Origin of the sequence: Echinicola shivajiensis (assembly GCF_018642165.1) — a bacterium.
GTDB classification, from domain to species: domain Bacteria; phylum Bacteroidota; class Bacteroidia; order Cytophagales; family Cyclobacteriaceae; genus Echinicola; species Echinicola shivajiensis.
The window spans coordinates 256,429-275,165 of sequence record NZ_JAHHZM010000001.1 but is presented as its reverse complement, the minus strand read 5'-3'; the positions used below and the strand labels follow the sequence as shown (position 1 = coordinate 275,165).

Annotated in this window: 11 protein-coding genes; 6 read left to right on the top strand and 5 right to left on the bottom strand. The window is 37.1% G+C overall.

The window, feature by feature from the left end; all coding sequences use genetic code 11:
- Positions 1-97: 97 nt before the first annotated feature.
- Positions 98-361: a helix-turn-helix domain-containing protein gene (locus KMW37_RS01075; RefSeq protein ID WP_215222757.1), complete on the top strand. Its 264-nt coding sequence runs from the start codon at positions 98-100 to the stop codon at positions 359-361.
- 1,025 nt (positions 362-1,386) lie between these two features.
- Here the strand turns inward: KMW37_RS01075 and KMW37_RS01070 are convergent.
- The 5 genes from KMW37_RS01070 to KMW37_RS01050 form a co-directional block, all read right to left on the bottom strand.
- Positions 1,387-2,424: a glycoside hydrolase family protein gene (locus tag KMW37_RS01070; RefSeq protein ID WP_215222756.1), complete on the bottom strand. Its 1,038-nt coding sequence runs from the start codon at positions 2,422-2,424 to the stop codon at positions 1,387-1,389.
- Positions 2,425-2,429: 5 nt separating this feature from the next.
- Entirely contained in the window at positions 2,430-3,020 is a 591-nt protein-coding gene (locus KMW37_RS01065) for an RbsD/FucU domain-containing protein (RefSeq protein ID WP_215222755.1), read from the bottom strand.
- Positions 3,017-5,611: a GH116 family glycosyl-hydrolase gene (locus tag KMW37_RS01060; protein WP_215222754.1), complete on the bottom strand. Its 2,595-nt coding sequence runs from the start codon at positions 5,609-5,611 to the stop codon at positions 3,017-3,019. Before KMW37_RS01060 ends, KMW37_RS01065 begins: the two co-directional genes overlap by 4 nt.
- Before the next feature lie 67 nt (positions 5,612-5,678).
- Positions 5,679-8,231, bottom strand: coding sequence for a GH116 family glycosyl-hydrolase (locus tag KMW37_RS01055; RefSeq protein ID WP_215222753.1), 2,553 nt, complete (start codon positions 8,229-8,231; stop codon positions 5,679-5,681).
- Positions 8,232-8,437: 206 nt separating this feature from the next.
- Positions 8,438-9,871: a helix-turn-helix domain-containing protein gene (locus KMW37_RS01050; protein WP_215222752.1), complete on the bottom strand. Its 1,434-nt coding sequence runs from the start codon at positions 9,869-9,871 to the stop codon at positions 8,438-8,440.
- A gap of 310 nt (positions 9,872-10,181) precedes the next feature.
- On the opposite strand from KMW37_RS01050, the gene KMW37_RS01045 reads away from it, so the two are divergent.
- The 5 genes from KMW37_RS01045 to KMW37_RS01025 all read left to right on the top strand — a co-directional run bounded on the left by KMW37_RS01045 (position 10,182) and on the right by KMW37_RS01025 (position 18,391).
- A complete protein-coding gene (locus tag KMW37_RS01045; RefSeq protein WP_215222751.1) occupies positions 10,182-10,856 on the top strand; it encodes an RNA polymerase sigma factor in 675 nt (224 codons plus the stop codon).
- Between the two features lie 344 nt (positions 10,857-11,200).
- A complete protein-coding gene (locus KMW37_RS01040) occupies positions 11,201-12,040 on the top strand; it encodes a FecR family protein (RefSeq protein ID WP_215222750.1) in 840 nt (279 codons plus the stop codon).
- A gap of 150 nt (positions 12,041-12,190) precedes the next feature.
- Positions 12,191-15,673 (top strand): SusC/RagA family TonB-linked outer membrane protein, encoded by a 3,483-nt coding sequence (locus tag KMW37_RS01035; RefSeq protein ID WP_215222749.1) that lies wholly within the window; start codon positions 12,191-12,193, stop codon positions 15,671-15,673.
- A 12-nt stretch (positions 15,674-15,685) separates the two neighbouring features.
- Complete coding sequence (locus KMW37_RS01030; RefSeq protein WP_215222748.1) at positions 15,686-17,173, top strand: SusD/RagB family nutrient-binding outer membrane lipoprotein; 1,488 nt, start codon at positions 15,686-15,688, stop codon at positions 17,171-17,173.
- A gap of 324 nt (positions 17,174-17,497) precedes the next feature.
- The gene (locus tag KMW37_RS01025; protein ID WP_317195539.1) at positions 17,498-18,391 is read left to right on the top strand and encodes an alkaline phosphatase; all 894 of its coding nucleotides are present in this window, start codon (positions 17,498-17,500) and stop codon (positions 18,389-18,391) included.
- Positions 18,392-18,737: the final 346 nt, after the last annotated feature.

The window sequence follows — 18,737 nt, the reverse complement described above, 5'->3', positions numbered from 1 at the left end:
GGAGGGGGACTTCACCCCCAAGTCCTACCTAACTTGTGAATGTTATGAAATGATACCATTTAACTTCAAATCATATTATTAAATAAAAAAATAGGTTATGGACATAGAAATTATCACCAAACAGGACTTAATGGAATTTAAGGAGCAATTTTTTCAAGAGTTAGACCAATTCCTCAAAAAGCAATCTGGAACGCCTACAAAGCGATGGCTTAAATCTTATGAAGTCCGTGATTTATTAGGGATATCTCCAGGAACCTTACAGAATCTAAGGATTAATGGAACATTGCCCTTTACTAAAGTAGGGGGATTGATGTTTTATGACTTTGAGGATGTAAGGAGACTGATGGAAAGTGGGAAATGATAACTTGGTATTTGTATTGATCCAGTTTGTGAAGGGGATGGAGGAGATATAGGAGTTGTTTGCAGAAATTAGTTGCCAAAATATTAATTAATGATTCCCTAGGCTGGAGCTGGCGGTATGTAGATCGAGATCCTTAATGGAGTAAATAGAAATGATAGAGAAGCTTATAACCTTAAAAGAATTTGGGGCGCATTTAAAATGCCAATAATGTCTACTAGAATTATTGCTTCAATATCAGTGAATGCATTGCTGGTTGTCAGATAGTCTTTAGGATTTCAACAAGAAATCCATCATCATTATATATGGTCTTTTTCATTCTGTATTAAATTGCGGTTGATTAAAACGAAATATTTGAACCGATATTAATCTTTTTCCATTTCTAGCAAGCTGTACGAGTGTGGGTGGCAAAGTTTTCAAGGGCTTGTGCAATCCAATAAAGTGAGTAGATTTTACCAGATATATAAAATTTAGCCTAAGTATTGGAATATAGTTTTTCCAACATCTTTTGATCAAAGGAGTAGTTCATTGAGAAATTCTAGAGTTTAAGAAAGAATGGTTCTGGAAGAATTGATGCCAATATGTGGCTAGGTATATCATTTCTTACACAATTTTGAGAAGGAGATCAATCCGGAATATTCTGCTATCGGAAGATTAAAAGGCTTGAAAATGGGGGTGACCAATTGGCTCTGATTTTTTTAAGCTGTCTTTTTTGTAATTTCAATAGATACGGTTTTCTTTTTTTAGCAGAGAAGTTTTTGAGGTGACAATTAGCTAATTTTCTTTGGAGAACTTAAAATCCTTACACTTTCTAGCACGTTATAATAAATGAAATGGGCAATAGATAATATGTATATTCCTTTCTTCTTATTGTAATAATAAGTAGAGTCAATATTAACTTAATTTTTAAAAACAATAGTTTAGTGTTAATTATTTTTGGATTTTATCAGTTTTGAGTCATTTTAGATTGAGGATATGTTATTTGGTAAAACAGTAGGGACATTGATGTTAGTGGCAGAATGGCTTATTTATTTTGAAAAGTTTATTTTTTCAAAGGGCAGTAAGATTGTGTCAAATCGTATAAGATAAGCGTCATTACCATTATGCACCATTCCTATTCCCCAGCTAAGTTTTTCACCCACTACAACGCTATTAGTTAAGTCAGGTCTAAAAGCCCCTGGTGCATTTGGCCGGCTTTTTACCTTATAACCTTCATTTTTTGAATCAAAGTTAATTCCATCTGGAGCATATTTAATTTGGCTACTGATAGAGGCAAGGGCATTTACGCCATTTTTAAAAGGCCATATCAGAACCTCATGACTCTTATCCAATAATGGTCGGTTGAATTTGGTATATGGACCTTCAGGTGATTGTGCATAAGCCACTCCCATTTGGGTATGGGCTGGGCCAGTTTCAGCATGGACTCGGCTTCTTCCTTTATAGTAGAGCCAATACAAGCCATTTCTGTACAGTAGGGACGCATCATCGATTCTATAACTATCGAACTTTTCAGGCTCCGTACTTACTTTTAGTATCGGCTCAGCACTTAGCCTTTCAAAGGGGCCCGAGGGTGATTTGGAAACGGCGAGACCAATTGCCGTAATGTCTGTACTACTATTATTTTCAAATTCCATGTCCAAATTTCCAGGTGTCGGTTTAACTGCCGTATAGAAAAGATAATATTTGTTATGGGCAAAAATAATGTTTGGAGTAAATACAGCTTGGGAATCAAAATCACCTAAATGTCCTTTTCCTAGTGCTTGGCCTTGCTCTTCCCAGCTAAATCCCTCGTCAACAGAAGTAGCATACCATATATCTCCCCAATAGCCTGAAGATCTACCGATAACCTTGGTATAATACACATAATAAACACCATCTACTTTGATGATATCACTAGGATCCCTACGTGTTACTCCTTTTTCATAACCTATTCCAGTAATACTATCATACCTGAAAATATCTTTCGGCTCTATTTTATCTTGGGCTTGGGTAGAGAAAATTGATGAAATCAAACTTAGCCCTAGTATTAAAAGCTTGATTTTAATGTCTTTATTGAAAAAAATCATTCCATTCAATTTGATGTAGACTTCATTCTATTTCTTAAAGCTTCTTCTTGATCAGCACCCCAATATTTACAATCCAATTCAAAAAACACTGAGGTATAAGGCATGGTGAAATCCGTTTTAACTACAAGGATCTTAAATGGTTTAGAAACTGAATCGATTTTAGAAATGAGTTGTTCGTGTAGGACCTTTTTAGTCTTCCAATCTCCCAACTTGGTATTTAGGTTCGATTTGTAGTCAGATATCCCAGGAATATCAGTCTCCTCAATATAATCCAACTCTTTATCCAAATAGACATTGGCGCTAACATGTACCGAACTTTTAATAGCTTTCACGACTTCCTCTATAGTTGCTTCATGACTGAGTTCGCTGTTGACCATAGTCAGACCATCAGAATTTTGGAAAGGGTAGGCCGAATCCACGACCAATACCCAATTCCTATGGCCCAATTGTGGCATTAGTGAATGAAGTTGAGTTTTCAAATCATGCTCGATTATTACTTCATTTGGCTGCTTGGTATTAGGTGTGCAGGCTGATGCATCCATTAAAATGGCACTAGCAAATGCGATGAATAATTTTCTGAATAAAATGTGTTTCATGGGTTATATGTTAATTCTATCGTTAAAAGGTCGTTTTCTTTTAGCTTGATTTCTTCTTTGAAGCCTAGGTCTATTGAGGATTCCCCCATCATCACTTGGGTCTTAATGATTTCTCCATTTAATTTAACCAATACTTTAGGCTTTCCTTCTTTTCGAGGGTGTAACTTAAATTTATTGAGGTTTAATTCACCATACTGAAGTTTTAGCTGGGCATCGAAGTTTTTATTGGATATTTGTTGCTCATAGGTTCCCCAGCCTTTGGCGCTGATAAAGGCTGATTTGAACTGTTCTTTCTGGATTTTTGGGTCAAAGCCAATGATTCCTTTTGGGCCATGATAATAAAAGCCAGAAGCTGCTATAAATGCGCCATAACTGGACATTGCACGGGTATAATGATTACCGTATTCTACTTCATTATAAGGATTTCTTTTTGTAGGATCATATCTGATATGGATAGCCTTAATCATTTGCAAACCTTCTTCAACCAATCCTTCCGCTATCATATGGGCAGCTGCCTGATAGGTGAAACCGGTCATGCTTTCACTGAAATAACCTACCACTAGTTTTTCCCATTCTGATCTTACCTCTCCGGGAGCCAATTCTTCTCCGCCATTAGGGAAGCTACACATGACGGTGCCAGGTTCCCCGGACAAAGCATAATACCTCACTGGTTGAATTTTAGCTGTAGCTAGATATTTGCCTATGTCTGGCTGAAAATTGTATTTATAAATAGATCTTAGGGCAGATTTTGTTTCTTCTTCAGGTAATATTCTGGGCAGGCCGACCTGACTAATCCAAGACTGTCCCAGCACTTGATCTATATGGCAACCCGTTGCTGAATTTGGTGCTACTCGGTTTTCGGGATCAAGGATATTGATAAAATACTCTCCATTAAATAATTGGTTCACCATATTTTCCTGTCCCTTTTCGGATATCTCATTACATTTTTTAGCAAAAACTTGGTCATTCATATCAAGGGCCATAGCTTCCCCAGCTCTAAGTGCCGCATTGTACATACTGCTGGTCCATGAAATCTTCCCGAACCATTCCCTGTCAAGGGTATTGTATTGAGCACCTTCCAATATTCCATCCAATGGTTTTTGACCAGTAGAATCATGCGCTATCATATATTCAATGCTCTTTTTGATCTTTGTCCAATTTGATTTAAGAAAAGTATTGTCACTTGACATACTGTGTTCCCTATACGTTCTCAAGATAGTGCCAGCCTGTCCATCAACAGCATAGCCTCGGCCGTCATGGTGGCCCATATTTGAAAATTCTCCTCTATATCCTATAATACCGCTTTTATTGAAGGATAGTCCGTAGTCAATTTGTTCTCTTAGCTGTTTGGCCAAATTAGGAAAGACCCTACCTAATGCCTGTTCGTAATGAAATACATGTGTACAGGTACCATTACCCAGATAAACGCCTTCCATAGTATAGAATCGCCCTTCATTTTGGGGAGCATCTGTAAGATCGTCCAATAGGTAACTAGCAGTCGTGGCCAGGGTGCTGGTGTTTACAAAAGTCCTGTCCAAAAACCATTTTGGAAGGCTGGAATCATACCATGTACGATTCCACTTTTTTGTATCATTTATGAGATGCTTATGATTGGTAGCTATATAATTTGTGACATCTGCAGAAGATGTGAACCTGGAACTATATGAGTAGCGCAAATTTTCTCTATTATTTAAATCGTGCAAACCGCTTTCTTTCCTGTTTAGGTTAGGGAAGTACCAGGAAAGAATAAAGGTGACGGTTTTTTCTTCTCCAGGCAGAAGTTTTAATTTTTCTCCTAGTGCCCCTGTAATGGTGTTGCCAAGTGGAGTTATTTGTTTGTTATTTGCGCTCGGGCCTATTGAGGTTAAATTATTGATAATATCTCTTGGTGCTTTTGTTGTGAACCAGGAATGTTCACTTGGCTCCAATAGGCTTAGGCTCATGTTTCCATGATCAGGAAGCTCATTGATTCCTTCACCTTCTGAAGAATTGAAGAGCAGCTTATATTCTGGCATATCAATAATTTCATTGATATGATTGCCTTGATATGTTTCAGCACTATAATAGTTGGCCATGTTTTGTAACCAGCCTATCAACTCCACTTCCTGTTCATTAATGCCGGAATTTTTGAGTGTAAATTCTATTAGAATTGCCGGAAAGGCGGAATTTTTATAGTCCGTAGGGATAAAGGGAGTAAAGGCATTTAAATTGACCTCAATAGGAATATCATTATCCTTGTAAGAGACTTTTCCTATTGGATATTCTCCGTTAAATTCAATCTGGTCAAAACCTCCTTCACGGAGTGGCTTTATAATTGGGGTAGATCCATTTTGAATGCGTAAAGCAAATCCCTGCTCAAACAGATGGTCTTGTACCATTGGGTTGAGGTAAAATTTATCTCCAGGTCCACCCGGATCAATCCTTTGCCTATTGAAAATATCCCAATACCATAATTGGCCATCTCCTCCTAAATAAACCTGACCAGCACTAATCCCACCTACGGGCATACCTATGTATTGAAGCTGGGCTTGATCTTGGGCCTTTACTTGAAATTGTATGAATATTATTATTAGAATTATTATCCACTTCATTTTAGATTAAATCACTGAGCTATTATTCAATATATGTTTGGTATCTCTGGTGTTTCTTAACTATGGTTCAAAACTGAATGGTCTCACGGTCACCTGCAGATAAATTCAATTTTACCTTTTTATTTAGCCCGTTATTTAGGCTTGCTTTCTTCAGTTCAAGATTGCCAAATAGGACTTCTAATTCAATCTGCTTATTTTCTACTTTAGCAGTTCCCCAAGCATAGCCATTAGACCAAAAATATTTACCAGGATTTGAAGTGAACTGCATACTTTTGTCCACTCCGGAATACTGGAAATCAGAAATGGCCAATATGGAGGCCCAACTGGCCATTGATCTGGCATAGTGGTGGCCGCATTCTGGTTCACTGAAAGGGTTTCTTTTACGTCCATCAAATCGGTTACGGATATCACTTATAACTTGTAGCCCCTTATCATCTTGGCCTTCATAAATCATCCCTACTGCTGCAGTGTATTCAAATCCTGTCATGGCTTCTGAGAAATAAGGAAAGGGAACTTTTAGTCTTCCTTTTGGCCAAGCTGCCATTAACAGTCCTGCTTCATCACCTAATACGTAGGAACGCATATTATTAAAGTGGTCTTCAAAGGAGGATCTATAATTGTATTTCATGATACTGTTTAAGGTGGTTTTTACATTTTCCTCTTTGACCAAATACCCGAGACCACAAATATGGGCCATATATTGTCCTACCAGTTGATCTACCAAACAGCCCTTTCCTAATTGGAAGTCGGGAATTTTTATATCTGGGTTATTCTCCCAATCCAAAAATTCTTCAAAGTTATCAGGATTGGTGACTTTTTGCTCATAGTACTCACCATTGAATAAGTGCTCATCTATCCAAAGGCTTCCGTTTTGGTATAATGTCAGGCACTTTTTCTCAAAAGCTTTGTCTTTCATATATGCGGCCATTTCTGAAGCTGCTTTCAATGCGCCTAAATACCAGATTCCCATTTGTGGGTTAGGACCAAAATAATTAACATCCATGGTATTGTGCTGTGAACCTTCCATTACTCCATCCTGATTGGCGTCCCAACTTCCTTCCTCCCAAGCGTAAGACAAAGTTTTCTTTACTTTGGCGTAATTGTTTTCTAAAAAAGTGTTGTCCCCTGACAATTGCCACTCTCTATAGAATTTCATTACAGCGCCCATTTGACCATCAGCAGCAGCACCGCTGCAAACATTGCCATTTGATAGGGGAAGCCCAGCTCTAAAACACATAAATCCATTCTCTTGGGATGCATAGTTTAACTCTACATCGCGCATAGTCCTTGCCAAATTACCAAAGAGGAAAGGAGTGGTCTGCTCATAATTCCAAACATGCGTACAAGAACCAGCACAAGAGCCAAACCTGTCCATGACACCTTCCCAGCCCATCATATGCCCACTTGGGATTCTAAAAACGGTTTGTGACCTTAAAACATTGATATTAAAAAGTGCAGCTTCCTTTACATCCTTTGGATAGTCACTATTTATTAGTGCATTTACAAAAGTCAGTGTATTGGTTTCCAGTTCAGAAAGCTGTGGAACGATCTTTAATGCAGCCTCCCAAGCATTTGCATTTTGGCTAGTATAATAATTTCCAATTACTTCATTGGACCAACCTTTTCGGTTAGGGAAATGCCAGGTGATGAAATAATTGAATACTTTGGTTTCACCAGGTGCTATGGTCCTTTTGACTGCTAGTGAGGCCATGGGATCGTCCCCAAAAAACTGGTCCTTTTCAGTTAATTCACCATCTTCACTGAAGTCATCCCAAAAGTCCAATAATGAATTTGACCAAGCATTGGATTTGGAACTAGTTCTATAAGTAACTCCATCTCTGGCATCCGTGGAGAATGCCATATTTCCCCAGGCTGGATCATCAGCCGATACATCATCTGAATACATATATATCCCTTTAATTCCCTCGGCTTCCTTGTAGACATTTTGGTTGTTTTTTGCACCAATTGGAATATTATCTCCTTTCCAATCTGTCCTAAATTTACTACCATCTTTGCCTACAAAATTTCTCATAGACCCTACTATGGACACAGATAATTCCTTATTTCCTGTATTGGTAACTTCATACGATAATACCCCGATAGGATGGCCACTGGCATCTTCATCTCCTGGTACTAATGGATTAAAGGCTTTAATTTTTACGGTTAAAGGATCATCATTTCCAGATAGATTGACCTGTCCAAATGGATAAGCCGCATCAAAACTGGCGTTTTCAAACCTTGGGATACCATGATGGTTTACCGGTCTTCCTTCATAGTGTAAATATTCAACAGGATCCAATGGCCCCATTAATCCTTTGGTGACTGGTTTTGAATTGGCGGGCTTATAATATATGGCAAAGAAGGGTGCATCATTTCCCTTTGTTACGGTGCTAAAGCCTTTACCTGGGATATTCATGATTTCCCAATCTCTTAATTCTCCTCTACCTCCTATGGAAAAAGTTCCGGTACCAATCCCGCCCAATGGCAGGGCTATATTATAAAGGTGTTCTTGGTCGTAATGTTTTAATACGGGCCATTCTTTGCTTTCCCATTGGCTTTGGGCCTGGGAGCTTACAATTATGAGATAACAATTAATGAGAATTAAAATAAGTCTTTTCATGAATTTGGATTTTATGATGTGTTCAATTTAGTCACATCGTAAAACTCAAATGGCTCTAAAGAAGAAAAAGATGTCCCAATATGGGTTTTGGGACGTCCCAAGGGCTTAAAAGACTATGTTTGATGAATTTTGGATTAGGAATATGATGCTGATTATGAATGCTGGTATTAAGCTTAAGGCATTAATTCTAATAGATTTTTTTCCCTTTAGGATATTTCATTCCTGTATTCAGAAGGAGTCATATTGGTATGGGCCTTAAATATTCTATAGAATGATGTTTTGGAACTAAAGCCACAATCTTGCGCAATGGACAGCATGGTATATGCATTGTTTGTAGGATCTTGGATCCTTTGTTTAAATTCTTCCACACGGAGGTGGTTTATATAATTAGAAAAACTGGAGCTTTCAATCTTCTCAAAAAGAGCATTGATTTCATTTTCATCTTTGCCAATTTCACTGGCTAATCTTTCAATATTATAATACTGCTTGATATAGTTTTTTTCTTCCTTGATTTTGTTTTTGATACTTTCCAATTCGTTGATTTCTTCTTCGCTGATCAAGTTAGAGGGAGTAGGGCTTTTACGTTTATGTTTTACAAAGAAGAATCCGGAAAGGATGAGCACGATAAAAATCAGTAGCCAACTTAAATACTTTTTATAAGGGGCTTGATTATAGAATACAATATGATCTACCATTATATGCCCCCAACTTCCTGAATGGTTATCTATAATCTCAAAAAATGCTTTTTGCCCTTTATACTTTTCTACATCCCAAATCTCTGTCCTCATATTTCCATCATTTTGTCCTTCCGAAGTATAGACAACTTGATTGTTTATGACTAGATTAATGCAGGTCTCAGCTTTATGGTTTCCTCCTCCAATAAGGAATTTTATAAAATCATGATTGATTATAAAGGTTTTGGAAGTAAGTTTCCCCGTTTTTTTGTCATGGTTTTCTCCAAAGCTAAAAGCAAAGTAATTACCTTTAAAACCATCTGCGGAAATTGGATAATATACGTTTGTCCTATTACGGGGAACGGAGAAGGCATCTCCTTCAACTGTCCAATTATTATAGGTTCCGCTTTCAAAATCTTCAAAAATAGCCTCTCGATCATATTTATTATCACTGAAAACTATATGATCGACTATTACCCTAGCTACTGAAGGATTATCAGAAGTATTGGCCATAGCATCCACAATTTCCAAATAGGCTTCCTTGCCTTCAAACTCTTTTACATCCCAAATTTCTGGTCTTAATTGAAGGTCATTTTTTCCTGTTGCGCTTCTCTCAATCTTATTATCAATGATCAGGTTAATACAGGATCTGTTTGAGTGTTCTTGGCCTGCAATCAAAAAACTGATGAAATTTCTATTGATTATAAACTTTTCAGATACCAATTTTCCTTGGTCATGACTTTCTCCGCTACCACTAAACCTTGAGTAGGCTACAAATTTTCCATTGGCATTAACAATGTTAAGCTGTAGGGAGTCAACATTCGTTGCTTCCAGAAAGGCTTCACCTTGCTTATCCCATTTTAGAAATTTCCCATCTTCAAAATCATCAAATATTATATCCTGCCTTTCATTTGAAATACAAGAATATAGTAGTGGAATCAAAAGTAGAAATTGGCGAAATGACATAAGAGTAATGGTAGTAATTAATTATTTCTAAGCTAGAAAGTAAGTCAAATTATACAAATAGTACCCAAATAGGTACAGTGAAATTTGGAAGTTGATCATTTGATTCAAATTTTAAGATTTCTCTAACTATAATTATTAAAAAGTAAATAAAGTGTAAATTTACGTAAATTTATTGTTACATAAATAGTAAAAACAAAATAAAATGAAGGTTTTTATTTCGTTTTTACGTGTTTAATTAGTTTATTTATTTTTCATTATTATTTGAATAGAGATTTTTTGTTATTCTGAAGTAATGTTAAAAAAATATGTGATGTTAAATAGAGAAGAGAAGGTAGAAAAATTAAGATCCGAAAAATTTGAATTTGATTTTTGTATAGGAGGGGGCAGTAGCTTGAGTAGAAATAATGAACAGAATGAAAGATTAATTTGGGAATCGTTTATCAATGGGGACGAAGACAGTTTAATATATATATATAGAAATTATGCTAATATTCTATTCAGGTATGCAAGACAGTTCACTTCTAGAAATGAATATATAAGAGATTGTATTCAAGAGCTTTTTTATGAGTTGATAGACAGAAGATCCAAATTATCAAAGGTTGATTCAATTAAAGGCTATTTGTTTGTCTCTTTAAAAAGAAAAATCCTGAAAGGAATAAAGAAGGAAGAGAAAATCCGATTTGAAAATGAAGGCTTTTCTCTTCATCTCGAACAAGATAATCGGTCCATATCCACTACTGTAGATGACCTGGATCTTGGATTGATAAAGCAGGCGCTTAAAAATCTCCCTGTTAATCAGAGAGAAATTATCTTACTCTATTTTTATGAAGGCCTGTCATATCAGGATATTGCTGGAGTGATGGGAATTAAAGTTCGTTCTGCTAGGGCTTTAGCCTATAGATCCTTGGATTCGCTTCAAAAAGAATTGGGTCCTCATAAAAAACAGCTGTTATCCATTTTATTGTCCTTATGTGGCGGTGTTTAATGTTGCGGAAAGGTGATTATGGAATTTATATTTTTTTAGCCATTTTTTTTAAGTATGTTGTGTTTTTTTTGTTTAATTTAAAAATAGCATAATTTTTTAATTTAGCTATGTACATTTTCCAATAATTCTTCTCTGTAGTATTAAAGTGGCTTCACTGAAATTTAGAGATGGAAGAAAGGAATCCTGAAATATTAGATTTAATTAGCAACGAGCAATTTATCCAGTGGGTGACCTCACCTACGAATGAATCCAATTATTATTGGGGAAAATGGCTAAGTGCGAATCCGAATAGAACAAGGGATGTAGAATATGCAAGAAAAATTATTTCTACTACCAAATATGAAGTGGATGAGGAAATGCCTCAAAGTGATTATGATCTATTGTTAAATAATATTATTAGATATAGTAATAAAAAAAATAATATTGATCATGATAAGAGACCCAGTTGGCAGAGTATATTGGTTGCAGCTTCAGTTATTTTTTTTGTGGCCTTGGGATTAATATTTTTCCTCAATATGGAAGAGGAAAATTTGATAAAGCCCTCCATAGAAACCGTACGAAAATCCACATTATATGGACAAAGGTTGACTTTTACATTACCTGATGGTTCAAAAGTTCTAATGAATTCGGGTAGTGAAATTATATATAATCTGCCGTTTGAGGAAAATAGGTTTATAGTACTTAAGGGTGAAGCATTTTTTGATGTTGCTTGTGATGAAAAACATCCTTTTGCGGTACAAACGGGTGAAGTAATTACAAAGGTTCTAGGTACTTCATTTAATATTAAAGCATTTCCTGAGGATGAGCAGAGGTCTATAGCAGTAGTAAGTGGAAAGGTATCGGTGTCTGATGATTATGGTAACCAGGCTCTATTAATGCCCACGCAAAAAGGGGTTTTCAGTACAAAAGACAAAGATTTAATGGTTATGCAATTTTCAAAAAGTAAGGAGCTAGGATGGAAAAACGGTGAATTACAGTTTGATCACTTACCAATAGACTTGGTTTTTAAAGAACTGGAAAGATGGTATGGAGTGAAAATTGAAATTTCGGATAAAGAAATCCTTAAAGGAACTTACACTGGTAGCTACAAAAATGCTTCATTTGAAAAGACCATAAAGGGAATCTGTTTTACTATGGGCCTGAACTATTCAATAAATGAAAATAAAGTTAGATTATATAAATAAAAATGATGGACAGTTTATTCGATTCAAGTTAAAAAAAGACAGGGAATAAGAAATTCCCTGTCAAATCCACCAGAATCATCAAAATTCAGTTTGGCGACAGAAGTGATAATTCTGGTTAAAATCAAGTATAAAACTTAATACCCAAAATTAATGAAAAATCATTTACCTAATCAACTCTTACGGGAGTTAAAGAGGATGTCTAGATTCTTTGTATTAATCTTTGCCATTCAAACTGCAAGCGCTTCTTTATTATTAGGAGCAGATTCTAAGGCACAGGAGAAGAGTATTTATGAAATTAACATAAAGGTTAATTTTGATGAATCCCAAATAGAGCGTGTATTTGACTATATAGAATCACACTCTGAGTTTAAGTTTTCATACCATTCTTCAGTTGTTAACAAAAAGAAATTGTTCTCAATTCAGGGGGCCTACTCCATTGGGGAACTATTGGAGTCTATATCTTCCCAGAGTAATTTGAAATTTCAAAGGACAGGAGATAATATCCATGTTTATAAGAAAAACAACCAAAACAGGCCTGTTGAGGAAGAGATCTCAACTGAAAATCTCTTTAAATCTATAAAGGGTAGCGTAACAGATGAATTTGGTGCACCAATGCCTGGCGTAACTATTCAGGAGCAGGGAACTACAAATGGAACGATTACCGATGTGGATGGTAACTTCACCTTAATGGTGGATGAAGCGGCTACCCTGATATTTAGTTTTCTGGGGTACCAGAAGCAGTCTATATCGGTAGAAAATAAGTCAATTATTGATGTTAAACTGGTTCCAGACACAAAAGGACTTGAGGAGGTTGTAGTGACTGCTCTCGGAATCGAAAAAGATCGATCTAAAGTTGGCTATGCTGTTCAGGAGGTAAAAGGGGAGTCCCTACAGAAGGCAGTTACTCCGAATGTTGTGGAGTCGCTATCAGGAAAGGTAGCAGGTTTAATTGTAACAAGTAATGGTTCCGATTTTTTTTCTGATCCACAACTATATTTAAGAGGTAGTAAACCTTTGGTAGTAGTTGATGGTGTGCCTCAACCAAGCAATGATTTTTGGAATATTAGTGCGGATGATATTGAAAATATTTCTGTCCTAAAAGCAGCGTCAGCATCAGCTCTTTATGGTTCTTTAGGAGCTAATGGAGCAATCCAGATTACGTTAAAGTCTGGGAAAAGCCTAGCAAAAGGAACTACGATTTCTTTCAATAGTTCTACTACATTCCAAACTGGATTTTTGAGAATTCCCCATGCCCAAACAGAGTATGGCCCAGGTAATACGGGGAGGTATGAATTCGGAACTGGTGCAGCAGGAAGTGGAGGCATCAACGATTATGATTACTCCATATGGGGACCAAGATTTGATGGTAGGCTAATTAAACAATTTGATTCACCAATAGACGCAGAAACGGGAGAAAGAATTCCTACCCCTTGGATTTCTAGGGGAGAAGATAACCTTAAGAATTTTATGGAAACGGGTATAGTCTCCTCAAACAACCTTTCCATTCAAACCAATACAGATCAAGGAAGTTTTGTGATTTCCAATACTTACAAATATTCCAAGGCTTCTACCCCTGGGCAAAAGCTGGATATCAATACCACTCGTCTGAGGGGTAATTTAGTTCTATCAGATAAATTTAATTTGGATGGTTCTCTTCAATATAATTATCAATATTCAAATAACCGTATTCGTGGTACCTATGGTCCTGGTTCTCCGATTTATTTGTTATCTGTGTGGGGAGGAGCCCATTTTGATATAAGAGATATAGAAGATTATTGGGTGCCTGGAAAAGAGGGAATTCAACAGTATTTTGTAGAGAACTGGAGGTATAATAACCCATATGCACTGGCTCATTCCTGGAAAAAACCATGGACGAAGCATGATGTATTGACCTATCTAAAGTTAAATTATAAAATCAGTAATAAGGTAAGTGCGTATATCAGGTCCACTTTGAATACTTTTTCGCTGACTGATAACGAAGAGATTTCGATGGATATTTATGATTATGATATACCTGATAGGGGTGGAAGGTTTAGATATAATGCAACAAGATATTTCGAGAATAATACTGATTTTTTGATTACCTATAAAGACTATTTTGCTAATAAAATTGGGCTGGATGCTTCACTGGGTGGAAATCAAAGGTATTATAGAAATGAAACCGAAAGTGCTTCTACCACTCAGTTAATTGTCCCTGAAGTGTTTAAATTAAGCAATTCAGTTGATAGGGTCACTCCAAGTAGTAGGAAAGAGTATAAAGGGGTCTACAGTGCCTATGCTTCGTTGGATTTGGCTTATGAAGATATGGTCTATCTAGGTTTTACCGGACGTTTGGATAAATCCTCAACTCTTCCTGAACTCAATGATACATTTTTCTATCCTTCAGTTACCTTCAGTACCGTATTGAATGAGGTGTTTAATATGCCTAAACCAATTGATTATTTCAAATTGAGATCTGCTTATGCTCGAGTTGGAGGGGATATGGCCATTTATACTGCTGCCAACTCCTATTCCACTGGAGGTAGATGGAGAAATGAACCAACCGCTAGTTACCCAGGGATCATTGAAAATCCCAACCTATCACCCTCGTTTACCAATTCATTGGAATATGGTTTTGAATCAAAATTGTTCAATAACAAAATCGGAATAGATTTCTCAATTTTTAAAAATGAGTATGGACCTCAGATCTTTACACAGCCATTCTCCACAGCCTCTGGTTGGGATGGCATTAGGGAAAATGGTAGGAAAACAGAAAGAAAGGGAATGGATTTCTCGGTTAATTTTATGCCGATTCAAACGAAAAACCTGCAGTGGAATGCCATTGTTAATTATGGAAAGTACACAGACTACTTAAGTTCTTTACCTCCTTTACCAGATGGAACCCCTCAAACAAATGAAGGGAGAACCAATATTGGAGACCGACTTTATGATTACTGGTACTCCTCTTGGGAAGAATCTCCAGATGGGCAGCTAATCATCTTACCAAGTGGGCTTCCAAAAAGGACTGATTTTGCAGTAAATCAAGGAAGCACACAGCCGAACTTTACCTTAAGTTTACAGAATTCATTTCAGTACAAGGATTTCAACCTTAGTTTTCTTATTGACGGACGTTTTGGTGGCGTCAGCTATGACCGTTACGAAAGGGATCTTTGGAGGTCTGGTTCTCACCCGGATGCTGTTCATCCAGAGAGGGAATTGTCCAATATTGCTTATGTAAATGGGACCGATGCCAAGACCATGCTTATCCCAGGAGTAAAAGTGGTAGGAGGTGAAGTGGCCTATGATCCTGAGGGAAACATCATTTCCGACACAAGGGAATATGCACCAAATGACTATATGGTTGATTATCAATCATGGGCCATCAACTATAAAGCTGCTTGGCAAAATGTAATCATTGATAAAACATTTGTGAAACTAAGAGAAGTTGTAATATCGTACAACCTACCCTCATCTATTATAGAAAGCACTTTCTTTAACCAAGCCTCTATTTCCTTTGTAGGCAGAAATCTACTTTATTGGACCAAGGACGATACCTATGGAGACCTGGATACTTACACCGTAAGTACGGGAGACACCAACCTCCAAATGCCTTCTCAAAGAACCTACGGTTTCAACTTCAATCTTCAGTTCTAACATTTTACAACCATGAAATTATTACAGAAAATATTCGTATTTGCTTTGGTTTTGATTAATTCTGGTTGCTTGGATTTCGAGGAACTTAGGGAAAATCCCAATGACCCGCTAACTGTACCTCCAAGTTTGCTATTTACCAGCTTAACACCAGAGCCACAATCTTCTTTTTCCGGAGATGCCTATTCATTTGCCCAATACCATATGTGGATAGCCACAGACAATGCCACCGCTCCAAGTTATCAATTTGGGAGGGCTTCATTTACCTATGAAACCATTCGTAATATTGACAAAATGGAGGAAGAAGCCCAAAGAGCCAATGCACCTGTTTATGGGATTTTGGGAAAATTTTTTAGAGCATATTACTACGTTGAAATGACGCGAAGGATGGGGGACATTCCATTAAGTGAATCAATGATGGGAGCTGAAAACCCAACTCCTGCTTATGACTCACAAAAACAAGTTTACATTCAGGCATTGGAATGGTTGGATGAGGCAAATTTGGAACTGGGGGCCTTTATCCAGGCCAACCCTGGACTTAGCATTGATGGGGATATTTATTTTAAAGGGAATCTTAAAAGTTGGCAGAAAATCATAAATGCCTATACGGTCAGGATTCTAATGACCTTAAGTAAAAAATCGGATGATCCCGAACTGGATGTCCCTGGAAGGATGAATCGTTTATATTCTCAACCAGATAAATATCCATTATTGACCGGCATTAATGATAATGCCCAACTGGAATACAGGAATGAAGATGGTTTCCGACAATCTTATAATCCTGACCAAGCCGTGTACCGGGCAGCAATTGTTTATGTGGATACCTATATTGAAATGTTAAAATCCTATGAAGATCCAAGATTGATGGTTGTGGCAGATCCAACTCAGGATGCCTTGGATGCCAATCAAGGCAATGAGCTGGCAGTTAGGGCTGATTTCAATAGCTATGCTGGAGCAGATTTCTCAGCTAATGGAACTGTAAATTCTTCCAAAAAACTGGATGGAGACTTTTCTTTTCCAAATGAAGCCAAATACTGGAATTACACAGGACAAGCGGCAATTTGGATCGGTTATTCAGAGCAGGAACTAAATTTGGCTGAGGCCGTCCATAGGGGCTGGATTTCAGGAAGTGTGGCAGATCATTACCAGGAGGGAGTCGTTGCCTCCATGCAATTCTATGGTATAGAGGAAACTGCAGCGTCCAGTTATGTGGCGGAAAAGGCTCCCTATATTGGTGGAGAGGAAGGGCTTGAAAGAATTCATGAGCAGATGTATATCGCTTATGCTGAAAACTCTGGTTGGGAGTCCTTCTTTATGACAAGAAGAACAGGGGTTCCAACCTATAAATTCAGTAGTGAGAATAATGTGGAACAAATACCTGTTCGATGGATTTACCCTTCTTCAGAAAATGACCGGAACCAAGAGAATTATCGAAATGCACTGAAAAACCAATTCGGCTCAGAAAATGACAGCAGGGATGAAGTCATGTGGCTAATTAAATAGTTCATTATAAAAAATAAAGGAAAACTTCTTGTACTCAGTTTACCAAGAAGTTTTCCTATGTACTTGTTTCTGGATCTTGATCATTTGTATTGTCATGCTGCATGCAAGCTTTCTGGTTTTTGTCCGCTATCAATTGATTTTTGGAGCTATGAAAGGGAAGATTTACGTGGTGGACTCAAATACCGGGAGGCTACTTTGGAAGAGAAATGTAATAGAACCTGTGATCACTTCAGCAGCAATTTCCCATAGTGGCTTCTATAAAGCAGATTTTACAGGAAATACCTATTGTTTTAAATCTATAAATAATCATTAAGTAATAAGAAGGTGAAAAGAGTAATTGTATTATTAATGCTACAGGTTATAGTCCTGTTTGCAGGGAGTCTGCATGCCCAAGTAAAGAAAGTAAAGCATGTGATATTGGTAGGATTTGATGGATTTGGCGCTTATTCCATTCCCCAATCCGATATGCCAAACCTAAAAAAGATCATGGAAAATGGAAGTTATAGTTTGAAGGCTAGAACAGTTTTGCCTTCATCAAGTGCTGTCAACTGGGCTTCCATGCTGATGGGCTCTGGACCAACAGCACATGGGTATACAGAATGGGGGAGTAAGACTCCTGAGATTCCATCAGCTAAGATCAGTGAATACGGAAATTATCCTTCTATTTTTGGATTGCTAAGGGATCAAAAACCAAAAGCTAAAACAGCTGCTATTTATAGCTGGGGTGGCATAGGCCCATTATTGGAAAAGGATGCCATTGACATCATCATAGATGTAAAGGGTAATGATGAAGATGGTGCTAAGAAAGCTGCAGAAACCATTATAGCTGAAAAGCCCAGCTTTTTGTTTGTTCATCTTAGTGAGCCAGATGGCGTTGGGCATAATATAGGCCATGATACACCCGAATATTATGAAGAACTCATAAAAGTGGATCAAAGAATTAGCATTATTTATAATGCCATTGAAGAGGCAGGAATAGAGGATGAAACTATATTTATGCTTTCATCTGATCACGGAGGAACAGGGAAAGGTCATGGAGGAAAGAGTCCTGAAGAGATTTATATTCCATGGATTATCCAAGGAAAAGGGATCAAAAAGAACCATGAAATTTCTGACTTAATCATGACTTATGATACAGCCGCCACAATAGCTTGGATATTTGGTTTGGACATGCCACAAGTATGGAGAGGGAAACCAGTATTTGAAAGCATTCAGTAGCATTACGCCTTTTTTTCATTGAATAAATATTACCCCATTTATAAGTATTAAGAGTAATGCCATAATATGAATTTAAAGCAAGGAGGGATTTACATTATGGTAATACTACAGGAGAATATAAATGGAAGTAGGTTTTGTCTCTGCGATATGGTTCAGTAGACAATTTCATAGCTTGGTTATACATTCGGAATTGTGCCTTATGTATAAGCAGGCGAGCTATGCAAATTTCAATTATTTGTAAACTGCTAAGGCAGATTATGCTTCTAATAATTTACCTCCTTGCATTGTTTATCAATGAGGTTACAGTGCAATAAAAAGGTGCTGAGATTAAAGTGCCTTAAAAAAT

Excerpts from the sequence above, each read along its gene's own strand:
- KMW37_RS01075 (WP_215222757.1), top strand. The coding sequence starts at position 98 with ATGGACATAGAAATTATCACCAAACAGGACTTAATGGAATTTAAGGAG.
- KMW37_RS01070 (WP_215222756.1), bottom strand. The coding sequence starts at position 2,424 with ATGATTTTTTTCAATAAAGACATTAAAATCAAGCTTTTAATACTAGGG.
- KMW37_RS01065 (WP_215222755.1), bottom strand. The coding sequence starts at position 3,020 with ATGAAACACATTTTATTCAGAAAATTATTCATCGCATTTGCTAGTGCC.
- KMW37_RS01060 (WP_215222754.1), bottom strand. The coding sequence starts at position 5,611 with ATGAAGTGGATAATAATTCTAATAATAATATTCATACAATTTCAAGTA.
- KMW37_RS01055 (WP_215222753.1), bottom strand. The coding sequence starts at position 8,231 with ATGAAAAGACTTATTTTAATTCTCATTAATTGTTATCTCATAATTGTA.
- KMW37_RS01050 (WP_215222752.1), bottom strand. The coding sequence starts at position 9,871 with ATGTCATTTCGCCAATTTCTACTTTTGATTCCACTACTATATTCTTGT.
- KMW37_RS01045 (WP_215222751.1), top strand. The coding sequence starts at position 10,182 with ATGTTAAATAGAGAAGAGAAGGTAGAAAAATTAAGATCCGAAAAATTT.
- KMW37_RS01035 (WP_215222749.1), top strand. The coding sequence starts at position 12,191 with ATGAAAAATCATTTACCTAATCAACTCTTACGGGAGTTAAAGAGGATG.
- KMW37_RS01030 (WP_215222748.1), top strand. The coding sequence starts at position 15,686 with ATGAAATTATTACAGAAAATATTCGTATTTGCTTTGGTTTTGATTAAT.